The sequence below is a fragment of the Dactylosporangium sp. NPDC051541 genome, assembly GCF_044454505.1.
In the GTDB taxonomy this organism is placed as follows: domain Bacteria; phylum Actinomycetota; class Actinomycetes; order Mycobacteriales; family Micromonosporaceae; genus Dactylosporangium.
Window position 1 is genome coordinate 1,018,728 of record NZ_JBITDU010000002.1, and the last position, 13,169, is coordinate 1,031,896.

Annotated in this window: 1 protein-coding gene; it reads right to left on the minus strand. The window is 74.4% G+C overall.

The window, feature by feature from the left end; translation table 11 throughout:
* Position 1: 1 nt before the first annotated feature.
* Positions 2–13,162: an SDR family NAD(P)-dependent oxidoreductase gene (locus tag ACIA8L_RS12520; RefSeq protein ID WP_395903515.1), complete on the minus strand. Its 13,161-nt coding sequence runs from the start codon at positions 13,160–13,162 to the stop codon at positions 2–4.
* Positions 13,163–13,169: the final 7 nt, after the last annotated feature.

Genomic DNA, 13,169 nt, shown 5'->3' on the forward strand with positions numbered 1-13,169 from the left:
CTCATGCCCGACCGAGCTCCTCATGGATGAACGTGAAGAGGTCGTCGTCGGTGTCGAACTGCATCGAGGCGGCCGTTGCCGATACATCTGTGCGCAGCTTGTCGAGCTTCGACAGCATCACATGCAGTCGGCCGCGCACGGCAGCGTGCAGGTCATCCTCTGGGGAAATCCCCGAAATCGCCGCTTCGAGCTTGTCGAGTTCGGCCAGGACCGGTACCCCGGCCTCGGTCCGGCCCCCGCCGCCGACCTCGGCGAGCAGGTGAGCGGCCAGATCAGCCGGCGTCGGATAGTCGAACACCGCGGTCGCGGGCACGGCCAGCCCCGTCCGAGCGGCCAGCGCGTTGCGGAACTCGACCGCCGTCAGCGAGTCGAAGCCCAGGTCGCGGAAGGCCCGATCGGCCGCCACCGGTCCGGCCCCGGCGTGTCCGAGCACGGCCGCGGCCTGCTCGCGGACGAGGCCGAGCAGCAGCGCCTCCTGATCGGCCGCCGGCAGCCCGTCCAGCCGGGCCCGGAGCCCACCGGCCTCGTCCGGCGCGGCCGCCCGGTGCAACGCCTCGATGAGCGGAGCGGGCCGCACGGCCGTGAGCCCGGCCCCATAGCGCTCCCAGTCCACGTCCGCGACGACCGGCCCCGCCTCACCCCCGACCGCGAGCCGTTCGAGCGCCGCGAGCGCGACCGCCGGCGACAGAGGGTCGACCCCGCCGCGCCGCTGCCGCTCCCCGGCGTCAGCCGCCATGCCGTCCCCGGCCCACGGCCCCCAGGCGATGGCGACCGCCGGCAGCCCCAGGGAACGCCGCTCCCGCACAACCCCGTCGAGGGCCGCGTTGGCGGCCGCGTAGTTGGCCTGGCCCGCCGATCCTACGGCGCCCGCGAACGACGAGAACAGCACGAACGCGTCGAGCTCCAACCCTCGGGTGGCCTCATCGAGAGCGCGGGCCCCGCCGACTTTGGCCGCCGCGACCGCGAGTATCCGCTCGGCCGTCAGCCCCGCGATCACCCCGTCGTCGAGGACTCCCGCGAGGTGCACCACCGAGTCCGGCCGTACCCGTTCCACCAGTGCGAACACGGAGTCGCGATCCGACACGTCACACGCCGGCTCGCTACTGCGCCCGGCCACGACGACGTTCTCCGCCCCATGTTCTCGCAGCCACCGGGTCACGTGCTGCCCGAGCGCCCCCGACCCGCCGGTGACCAGCACGGTCCCCCGCGGCCGCCACCGGCTCCCGTCCGGGGTGGCCCGCACGAGCCGCCGCCCGTATGCGACCCCGTCCCGAATCCGAACCTGATCCTCGACCCCGCCGACGACGCGGGCGAGGATCTCCAGATCCGCGTCCGACGGTTTCGCCGGCAGGTCAACGAGCCCACCCCACCGATCGGGGTACTCGAGGGCGGCCACCCGCCCGAAGCCCCATACATCGTCGCCACCGCCGCGGGTCACACACCACAACGGCCGATCATGCTCACGTTGCAGAGCCGAGAGGGCCGCAACCGCATCGCGAACCTCGACCACCACGCCATCGCCAGGGACGGCCGGCAGCGTCAGTGGCTTCCAGTCGATCCGGTAGGTCAGCTCGTCGACCGCGGAGGCGGCGTGCCGCCGCTCCCGCCAGGCCGTCAGCGCCGCGATCGCCGCACCATCGAGCCCGGGCACCGACCGGCGCTCGACCGCCGACCAGAACTCGGCATCGACCCGCTCCGACCGCCGGACCGTGGGCCAGAACCGAGTGCGCTCAAACGGATACGTGGGCAGATCGACCACAGCCGCCGCCCCGAACACCTTCGTCCAGTCCGGCGACCACCCGGTCACATGCGCCCGCGCGACCGCCGCCATGAGCGTCTCGACCTCGTCCCGGTCGCGCCGCGCCACCGCGATTCCGTCCTCGACCAGCGCGGCCAGCACCCCGTCCGGCCCGACTTCGAGGAACCGCGACACCCCGGCCTGCCGAAGTGTCGAGACCCCGTCGGAAAACCGAACGGTTTCCCGCACCTGCCGCACCCAGTAGTCCGGATCCGTCAGGTCAGCGCTCAAGTCTCCGGTCACGTTGGACACCACCGGAGTCGAAGGCGCCCGCGCCGGCACCGACGCGACAACGGCCCGGAACTCGTCCAGCATCCCGTCCATGTGCGCCGAGTGAAACGCATGCGACACGTTCAACCGCCGCGACTTCACCCCAAGCGCAGACGCAACCGCCGCAACGGCATCCGCGTCACCCGAGAGCACCACCGCGTCCGGCCCGTTCACGGCCGCGATCTCAACACCCTCGACCAACGCCGCCCGCGCGGTCTGCTCGTCGGCCTGCACCGCGACCATCTGCCCACCGACGGGCAGCGCCTGCATCAACCGACCACGCGCCTCCACAATCCGGCACGCACCATCCAAATCCCACACCCCCGCGACATGCGCCGCGGCCAACTCCCCAATCGAATGCCCTAGCAGGTAATCGGGCGCAAGGCCCCACGACTCCAACAACCGAAAAACGGCCACCTCAAACGCGAACAACGCCGGCTGTGTCCACTGTGTCTGGTCAAAGGATACCACCGAGCGGAGACCCTCGATCCGATCACACACCGCATCGTAACTCTCCGCGAACACCGGGAACGCCGCGTACAAACCGCGACCCATCCCGGGACGCTGCGCCCCCTGACCGGTGAACAACATCGCGGAACGACCATCGCGAACCTCCCCGCGCACCACGGCGTCGTCGAGCAACACCGCGCGGTGGTCGAAGTGGGTCCGCGTCGTCGCCAGCGAGAACCCGACATCCACCGGATCAGCGTCCAGTGCCCGGACCTGAGCGAGCTGAGCGTCGAGCCCGGCCCGGGTGCGAGCCGACACGGGCCACGGCGCGACCGGCCGGGCCGCAAGGGTCCGATCCACGGTCGAAGGCGCAGGAGCAGGCGCCTCCTCGAGGATGACGTGCGCGTTGGTCCCGGAGATCCCGAACGACGACACACCGGCCCGCCGGGGCCTCGCCCCAACCGGCCACGGCCGGGCCGAGGTGAGCAGCGAGACCGCCCCCGCCGACCAGTCCACGTGCGACGACGGCGCGGTCACGTGCAGCGTCCTGGGCAGGGTCTCGTGCCGCAGGGCCAGGATCATCTTCATCAGGCCGGCGACACCGGCCGCGGCCTGGGTATGGCCGATGTTCGACTTGACGGAGCCGAGCCACAGCGGCCCGGTGCGGTCCCGCCCGTAGGTGGCCAGCAGCGCCTGCGCCTCGATCGGGTCGCCGAGCGAGGTCCCCGTCCCGTGCGCCTCGACCGCGTCCACATCGGACGGTTCGAGGCCGGCGTCGGCGAGGGCGGCCCGGATGACCCGTTGCTGCGACGGCCCGTTCGGGGCGGTGAGCCCGTTCGACGCGCCGTCCTGATTGACGGCGCTGCCCTTCACCAGCGCGAGCACCCGGTGGCCGAGGCGGCGGGCATCGCCGAGTCGCTCCAGGAGCAGCAGGCCGACGCCTTCGCCCCAGCCGGTGCCGTCGGCATCGTCGGAGAATGCCTTGCACCGCCCGTCGACCGCCAGCCCTCGCTGCCGGCTGAACTCCACGAACGCGCCCGGGGTGGACATGACGGTCGCGCCACCGGCGACGGCGAGCGTGCACTCGCCGCGGCGCAGCGACTGGGCGGCCAGGTGCAGCGCGACCAGCGACGCCGAGCACGCGGTGTCCACGGTCACCGCCGGACCCTCCAGGCCGAAGGTGTACGAGATGCGCCCGGACACCACGCTGGCCGCGTTGCCGGTGCCGAGATATCCCTCGACGTTCTCCTCGGCCGCGGCGAGCATCGTCGGATAGTCCTGGCCGTTGCTGCCGATGAACACCCCGGTGGCACTGCCGCGCAGCCCCCGCGGATCGAGACCGGCCCGCTCGAACGTCTCCCAGGCCGTCTCCAGCAGCAGCCGCTGCTGCGGGTCCATGGCGAGCGCCTCGCGCGGCGAGACACCGAACAGGTCCGCGTCGAAGTCGGCGACACCGTCGAGGAACGCGCCGACCCGGGTGCAGGACGTGCCGGCCCGGTCCGGATCGTCGGCGAAGAGCGCACCGAGGTCCCAGCCGCGGTCACTCGGGAACGGCGCGAGCCCGTCGCGCCCCTCGACAAGCAACTGCCAGAACGCTTCGGGGGTACTGACCCCGCCCGGAAACCGCCCCGCCATGGCGACGATCGCGATGGGCTCGTCCACGGCCGCGGCAACGCCCGGTCCCGCGGCACCGGCGTCGGCCCCGGTGACCTCCTGCACCAGCCGCTCGACCAGCGCGGCCGGGGTCGGGTGGTCGAAGACGACGGTCGACGGCAGCGCGACCCCGGTGGCCGCGGTGACCGCGTTGCGGAACTCGACGGCGGTGAGGGAGTCGAACCCGAGGTCCCGGAAGGCGCGTTCGGGCCGGATGGCCGAGCCGTCGGCGTGGCCGAGCACCGCGGCCGCCTGCTCCCGGACAACCGCTTCGAGGCGGGCGGCCAGCTCTACCGGCGCCAGTTCGCCGAACCGTGTGGCGCCCGCACGCCGGGCGGAGGCCGGCACGAGATCGGCGACGAGCGGCGCGGACCGCCCGGCCGTGATCGCCGGCCCGTACCGCTCCCAGTCGATGTCGGCGACGACCGGCCCGGCCTCGGCCCCGACGGCGAGCCGTTCGAGGGCCGCCAGTGCGACGGCCGGCGGCATGGGGTTGACGCCACCACGCCGCTGCCGCTCCCCGGCACCGGCCGCCATGCCGGCTCCGGCCCAGGGCCCCCAGGCGATGGCGACCGCCGGCAGCCCCAGGCGACGCCGCTCCCGCACGACCCCGTCGAGGGCCGCGTTCGCCGCCGCGTAGTTGGCCTGCCCGGCCGACCCGACCGCCCCCGCGTACGAGGAGAACAGGACGAACGCGTCCAGCTCCAGCCCGCGGGTCGCCTCATCGAGGTGTCGGGCCCCGTTCACCTTCGCATCCGCCACCGTCGCGAACCGCTCCGGCGTCAGCCCGTCGATGACCCCGTCGTCCAGGACGCCGGCAACGTGCACCACCGCATCCGGCCGCACCTGCGCGACCAGGGCGTGCACGGCCGCGCGATCGGTGACATCGCAGACGACGGGCCCCCGGCGACCGGCCACGACGACCCGGTCGGCCCCGTTGTCCGCCAGCCATCGCGAAACGTGTGCGCCGAGGGCGCCCGAACCGCCGGTGACCAGCACCGTCCCGCGCGGCCGCCACCGGCTCCCGGCCAGGGTGGCCCGCACGAGCCGCCGCCCGTATGCGACCCCGTCCCGGATTCGAACCTGGTCCTCGACCCCGCCGACCACCCGCGCGAGGATCTCGCGGTCGGCCTCCGACGGCTCCGGCGGCAGGTCGATCAGCCCACCCCACCGGTCCGGATACTCGAGCGCGGCAACCCGCCCGAACCCCCAGACGTCGTCCGCGCCACCACCCCGGGTCACGCACCACAACGGCCCGTCAGGCTCGCCGCGCACCGCCGCCAGCGCCTCGCCGGCATCCTCCACTTCCACGACCACACCGGAGCCCGGTTCGGCGGGAAGCGTCAGCGGCGTCCAGTCGATGCGGTAGACGAGCCCGTCCACCGCCGAGTCGGCCTGCCGCCGCTCCCGCCAGCCCGTCAACGCCGCAACCGCGGCCGCGTCGAGACCAGGCACGGCCCGGTTCTCGACCGCCGCCCAGAACTCGGCATCCGAACTCGGCGTCCCCGCATCAAGCCAGTACCGCCGCCGCTGGAACGCATAGGTCGGCAGCGCCACGAGCCCCGCCCGCCCGAACACCCGACCCCAGTCCGGCGACCACCCACGCACATATGCCCGCGCGACCGCGGCCATGAGCGTCTCCACCTCATCGCGGCCCTTGCGCGCGACCGCGATGCCGTCCTCGACAAGCGCCGCGAGCACCCCATCGGGCCCAACTTCCAGGAACCGCGACACACCCTCCTGCCGCAGCGTCGACACCCCGTCGGCGAACCGGACGGTCTCCCGCACGTGCCGCACCCAGTACTCCGGGTCCGTGAAGTCCGCACTCAGATCCCCGGTCACATTGGACACAACCGGAATCGCGGGCACCCGCGCCGGCACCGACGCCACCACAGCCCGGAACTCGTCCAGCATCCCGTCCATATGCGCCGAGTGAAACGCATGCGACACGTTCAACCGCCGCGCCTTCACCCCAAGCGCCGCCACAACCAGCGCAACCGCCGCAGCATCACCCGACAGCACCACCGAGTCCGGCCCGTTCACCGCCGCGATCTCAACACCCTCGACCAACGCCGCCCGCACGGTCTGCTCGTCGGCCTGCACCGCGACCATCCGCCCACCGACGGGCAGCGCCTGCATCAACCGACCACGCGCCTCCACAATCCGGCACGCACCATCCAAATCCCACACCCCCGCGACATGCGCCGCGGCCAACTCCCCAATCGAATGCCCCAACAGGAAATTAGGCTTCAGCCCCCACGACTCCAACAACCGGAAAACGGCCACCTCAAACGCGAACAACGCCGGCTGCGTCCACCGCGTCTCGTCGAAGGACACCACCTCCCGGAGACCCTCGATCCGAGCACACACCGCATCGTAACTCTCCGCGAACACCGGGAACGCCGCGTGAAGACGCTGCCCCATATCCGCCCGTTGCGCCCCCTGACCCGTGAACAGCATCGCCGACAGACCCTCACGAACCTCACCCCGGACCACCGCGCCGTCCAGCACGACCGCCCGACGCTCCAGCTGCGCGCGCGTGGTAGCCAGGGAGAAGCCGACGTCGACCGGATCGGCGTCCACGGCCCGGAGCTGAGCCACCAGCGCGTCCAGCGCCGCCTCGCTCCGCGCCGACACCGGCCACGGCACCACCGGCAGGGCCGCCCGCGAGACCGGCGCCGGAGGCGAGGCCGGAGCCTCCTCGACGATGACGTGCGCGTTGGTGCCGGAGATCCCGAACGACGACACACCCGCCCGCCGCGCCCGCGGCCCGGCCGGCCACGGCTGGGCCGACGTCAGCAGCGAGACCGCCCCCGCCGACCAGTCCACGTGCGACGACGGCGCGCTCACGTGCAGCGTCCTGGGCAGGGTCTCGTGGCGCAGGGCGAGGACCATCTTGATGATGCCGGCGACACCCGAGGCGGCCTGGGTGTGGCCCAGATTCGACTTGACGGAGCCGAGCCACAGCGGCCTGGCCCGGTCGCGGCCGTAGGTGCCGAGCAGCGCCTGCGCCTCGATCGGGTCCCCGAGCGCGGTGCCGGTGCCGTGGGCCTCGACCGCGTCCACGTCGGTCGGCTGCAGGCCGGCGGCGGCGAGGGCGGCGCGGATGACGCGGCGCTGGGACGGGCCGTTGGGGGCGGTGAGGCTGCTCGACGCGCCGTCCTGGTTGACGGCGCTGCCGGTCACCAGCGCGAGCACGGGATGGCCATGGCGCCGGGCGTCGCTGAGCCGCTCCAGGAGCAGCAGGCCGACGCCTTCGCCCCAGCCGGTACCGTCGGCGTCGTCGGAGAATGCCTTGCAACGCCCGTCGGGAGCCAGGCCCCGCTGGCGGCTGAAGCCGATGAACGTGCCGGGCGTCGACATGACCGTGGCACCGCCGGCGACGGCGAGGGTGCACTCACCGCGGCGCAGGGCCTGTGCGGCCAGGTGCAGCGCGACGAGCGACGACGAGCAGGCGGTGTCGACGGTGACGGCGGGGCCTTCGAAGCCGAAGGTGTAGGCGAGCCGGCCGGAGGCGACGCTCGGGGCGGAGCCGGTGCCGACGTGGCCCTCCAGCTCGTCGGGCACCTCGTGCAGCCGCGACGCGTAGTCGTTGTACATGAGGCCGACGAACACACCGGTCGGGCTGCCGCGCAAGGCACCCGGGTCGAGCCCGGCCCGCTCCAGCAGCTCCCACGACGACTCGAGCAGCAGCCGCTGCTGTGGATCGGTGGCGAGGGCCTCACGCGGCGAGATGCCGAACAGCTCCGCGTCGAAGTCGGCGGCGTCGTGGAGGAACCCGCCCGCCCGGGCGTGGCTGGTGCCGCGGTGGTCCGGGTCCGGGTGGTACAGCCGCTCCAGGTCCCAGCCGCGGTCGACCGGGAACGGACCGATGGCGTCGGCACCGTCGGCGAGCAGCCGCCACAGATCCTCGGGTGAGCGCACCCCGCCCGGGTATCGGCAGCTCATGGCCACGATCGCGACCGGCTCGTCCGGCGCCGCCGACACTGCTGAGGGCTCGGCGGGTCTGTCCACCAGCTCCAGCTCGCCCAGCAGGTGCCGGGCCATCGCGGCGGCGTTGGGCTGGTCGAACACGACGGTGGCCGGCAGCGTCAGACCGGTGGCCGCGGCCAGCCGGTTGCGCAGTTCGAGCGCGGTCAGCGAGTCGAACCCCGCCTCGAGGAACCCGCGGTGCGGGTCGACGTCACCCCCGGCGGCATGCCCGAGGACGGCCGCGGCCTCCGCGCGCACGAGCCGCAGCAGCTCGGCGTCGCGCTCGCCGGCGGCAAGGGCGCGCAGCCGCCCGGCGAGGGTGCCGGCCGCCGCGGCCGCGCCCGAGCCCCGGGACCGGCCGCCCGTGACCAGGCCGCGCAGCACGGCGGGAACCGTCCCGCCGTCCCGCAGCGCGTCCAGGCGCAGCCGGGCCGGCACGACGACCGGGTCCGCCCCGGCACACGCGGCATCGAACAGCGCGAGCGCGTCCGCGGTCGGCAGCGGCACCACCCCGTGACGGGCCATCCGCTCCCGGTCGGCGGGATCCAGCCCGGCCGTGATCCCGCTCGGCTCCTCCCACAGCCCCCAGGCCAGCGACAGCGCCGGCCGCCCCGCCGCGAGGCGCTGCCGAGCCAGGGCATCGAGGGCGCTGTTCGCCGCCGCGTATCCGCCCTGCCCGGCCGCGCCGACCGTGCCCGCCAACGACGAGAACAGCACGAACGCGGTCAGGTCCAGGTCCCGGGTGAGCTCGTCCAGCAGCAGCGCACCGACGGCCTTGGGGCGCAGCACGGCGGCGACCCGGTCCGCAGTGAGATCGGCGAGGGTACCGTCGTCGACGACCCCGGCCGCGTGCACGACCCCGCGCAACGGGTGCTCGTCCGCGATGTCGGCGATGAGCGCGGCCAGGGCGTCGCGGTCCGCGACGTCGCAGGCGGCGACCGTGACGTCGGCGCCGAGGGCCTCGAGCTCGGCCCGCAGCCCGGCCGCACCCTCGGCGCCGAGCCCGCGGCGCCCGGTGAGCAGGAGGTGCCGCACGCCGTGGACGGTTACCAGGTGCCGGGCCACGCGGGCCCCGAGGCCGCCGAGACCGCCGGTGATGAGGACGGTCCCTTCGGCGTCCCAGGTGGCGACCGGCCCGGCGGCGCCGTCGACGGCTACCGCTCGGACGAGGCGGGGTGCGCGGACCGTGCCGTCACCGCCGACAACCGTGTCCGGTTCGCCGCTGTCCAGCGCGCGCGTGACGTCGTCCACGCCGGCATCGGTGCCGGTGGTGACGACGGCGAACCGGCCGGGGTGCTCGGCCTGGGCGGAGCGCACGAGACCCGCGACCGCCGCCGCGGCCGGGCGGTCATCGGCCAGGATGAAGGCCAGCGGATCGGTGGACCCGGGTTCGGCGAGGTGCCGCTGGATGGCCTCGAGGGCCGCGGCCGCGGCGGTGGTGATGTCGCCGCCGGTGATCGGGTGCCGCACCCAGTTCGCGGCGGCCGGGCCGGTGGCGGCGACGGGCACGAGGTCGACGCGGTAGAGCGCGTCCCGGGCGGTCAGCTGCGCGGCCGTCACCGGGCGCAGGTCGAGGCCGTCCACGGTGACGACGGGGCGGCCGTCGAGGTCGGCACCGTCGACGACCGCGGTGCCGCCCCGCAGCCGGAGCCGGACCCGCAGCGCCGTGGCCCCGGTCGCGTGCAGCTGGACCCCGCGGAACGCGAACGGCAGCCCGGTGCCCTCGCCACCGGCGTACCGCAGGCCGTGCAGGGCGGCGTCGAGCAACGCCGGATGCAGCCCGAACCGGCTCGCGGCCGGATGCTCGGACTCGGGCAGCGCGACCTCGGCGAACACCTCGTCGCCGCGGCGGTGGAGGGCCCGCACGCCCTGGAACGCCGGCCCGTAGTCGAGCCCGGCGGCGCGCAGGTCGTCGTAGAGCCCGTCCACCGGTACCGGCACCGCCCCGGCCGGGGGCCATTCGGTCCACGGAGCCGGGGCCGGCGGCGCACCCAGGCGGCCGGTCGCGTGGCGGGTCCAGGGCGTCGCACCGTCCTCGGGCCGCGCGTAGAGGGTGAAGGGGTGCCCCTCGGCTTCCGGGCCGACGACGAGCTGGAGGACGAGCGCCTCCGGGCCGGGCAGCGTCACCGGGGCTTCGATGACGAGCTCGGCCACTCCGGGCCGGCCGAGGGTGTCGGCGGCGCGCAGGACGAGGTCGAGCAGGGCGGTGGCCGGCAGCAGCGGCCGGCCGAAGGCCACGTGGTCGGCGATCCAGGCGTGCTCGCGCGGCCGCAGCCGGCCGGTGAGCACATGTCCGCCGGCCTCGGCCAGGCCGAGCGCGGCGCCGAGCAGCGGGTGCTCGACCGCCTGCAGGCCGACCGCGGCCGGGTCGCCGGGGCGGGCCGGATCGTCGAGCCAGAACCGCTCACGCTGGAACGCGTAGGTGGGCAGCGGCACGACGCGACGGCCCGGCAGCAGCCGGGACCAGTCTGGCGACCATCCGGTGACGTGGACCCGCGCGACGGCCGTCAGCAGCGTCTCGGCCTCGTCCCGATCCTTGCGCGCGACCGCGATCCCGTCGTCGACGAGCGCGGCGAGCACCGCGTCCGGTCCGACTTCGAGGAACCGTGACACCCCTTGCCGCCGAAGCGTCGACACCCCGTCGAGGAACCGGACGGTCTCCCGCACCTGCCGCACCCAGTAGTCCGGATCGGTGAAGTCCGCACCCAGGTCCCCGGTCACGTTGGACACGACCGGGATCGAGGGTGCCCGCGCCGGCACCGACGCCACCACCGCCCGGAACTCCTCCAGCATCCCGTCCATGTGCGCCGAGTGGAACGCATGCGACACGTTCAACCGCCGCGCCTTCACCCCCAGCGCCGCCGCAACCGCCGCGACCGCCTCGGCATCGCCCGACAGCACCACCGCGTCCGGCCCGTTCACCGCCGCGATCTCAGTACTCTCGACCAACGCCGCCCGCACGGTCGCCTCGTCGGCCCGCACGGCGGTCATCTGGCCGCCCGCGGGCAGCGCCTGCATCAAGCGGCCCCGCGCCGCGACGATCCGGCACGCGCCGTCGAGGTCCCACACCCCGGCGACATGCGCCGCCGCCAGCTCACCGATCGAGTGACCCAGCAGCAGGTCCGGCGTCAGACCCCACGACTCCAGCAGCCGGTAGACCGACACCTCGAATGCGAACAACGCGGGCTGCGTCCACCTCGTCTGATCCAGGTCGACCGCGTCGAGCAGGCCCCCGATCCGCTCGCAGATGGCGTCGTACGACGAGGCGAAGGCCGGAAACGCCGCGTACAGGCGGCGGCCCATCCCGGCCCGCTGGGCGCCCTGGCCGGTGAACAGCATCGCGTTGCCGCCGGGCACGGTGGCGCCGCGGACCACGTTCGAGGCGGGCTCCCCAGCGGTCAGGGCGTCGAGGCCGGCGCGGAGGGCGGCCCGGTCGGCGCCGAGGACGACGGCCCGGTGGTCGAGGGTGGTGCGGGCCGCGGCCGCGGTGTAGGCGACATCCAAGGGTTCCGCGTCGAGGGCCGGGCGGAGCCGGGCGGCCTGCGCCGGAACGGTCGCGGCGGTCCGGCCGGAGACGAGCAGCGGCACCAGCGGCGGGGTCCATGCGGCCGGCGCCGGGTCCTCGTCGAGGGCGGGCGCCGGCGGCTCCTCGATGATGACGTGGGCGTTGGTGCCGGAGACGCCGAACGACGACACACCCGCCCGGCGCGGGCGCTCACCGGCCGGCCACGGACGGGCCGCGGTGAGCAGCTCGACGGCGCCACCGGACCAGTCCACGTGGGTCGACGGCTCGGTGACGTGCAGGGTCCGCGGCAGGCGTTCGTGCCGCAGGGCCAGCAGGATCTTCATGATGCCGGCGACACCGGCGGCGGCCTGGGTGTGGGCCAGGTTCGACTTCACCGACCCCAGCCGGAGCGGGCGGCCGGCCGGGCGACCGGGCCCGTAGGCGGCGATGAGGGCCTGGGCCTCGATGGGGTCGCCGAGGGTGGTCCCGGTGCCGTGGGCCTCGACGGCGTCGACGTCGGACGGTTTGAGCCCGGCGGCGTCGAGGGCGGCGGTGATGACCCGGTGCTGCGACGGGCCGTTGGGGGCGGTCAGGCCGCTGGAGGCGCCGTCCTGGTTGACGGCCGAGCCGCGCAGGATGCCGAGGATCGGATGGCCGAGGCGCTGGGCGTCGCCGAGCCGTTCGACGAGCAGCAGGCCGGCGCCCTCGCCCCAGCCGGTGCCGTCGGCGGACTCGGAGAAGGACTGGCAGCGGCCCCGCGGTGAGAGGCCGCGCTGGCGGCTGAAGCCGATGAACGTGTTCGGGGTGGACATGACGGTGGCCCCGCCGGCCAGGGCGAGGGTGCACTCGCCCCGGCGCAGCGCGGTGGCGGCCAGGTGCAGGGCGACGAGTGAGGACGAGCAGGCGGTGTCGACGGTGATCGCCGGGCCCTCCAGGCCGAAGGTGTAGGCGATCCGGCCGGAGGCGATCGACGGGGAGCTGCCGTTGCCGACGTACCCCTCCAGGCCCTCGGGGATCTCGCGCAGGCGGGCGCCGTAGTCGTTGTACATGATGCCGACGAAGACGCCGGTGCGGCTGCCCTTGAGGGTGGCCGCGTCGATCCCGGCCCGCTCGAACGCCTCCCAGGCGGTCTCCAGCAGCAGCCGCTGCTGCGGGTCCATGCCCAGCGCCTCGCGCGGGGAGATGCCGAACGGGGCCGGGTCGAACCGGTCGGCGTCGTGGAGGAAGCCACCCTCCCGGCCGTAGGAGGTGCCGCGGTGGTCGGGGTCGGGGTGGAACAGGTGCTCCAGGTCCCAGCCGCGGTTGTCCGGGAACGCCCCGACGGCGTCGCGGCCCTCGTCCAGCAGCCGCCAGAGGTCCTCGGGTGTGTCGACACCGCCGGGGTACCGGCAGCTCATGGCCACGATCGCGATCGGCTCGCGGTCCTGGCGCTCCAGTTCGCCGAGCCGCTCCCGGGTGCTGTGCAGATCAACCGTGACGCGCCGGAGGTACTCGCGGAGCTTGTCTTCGTGCATCGGTGAT

Coding starts and splice junctions, on each gene's coding strand:
- ACIA8L_RS12520 (WP_395903515.1), bottom strand. CDS start 13,162: ATGCACGAAGACAAGCTCCGCGAGTACCTCCGGCGCGTCACGGTTGAT.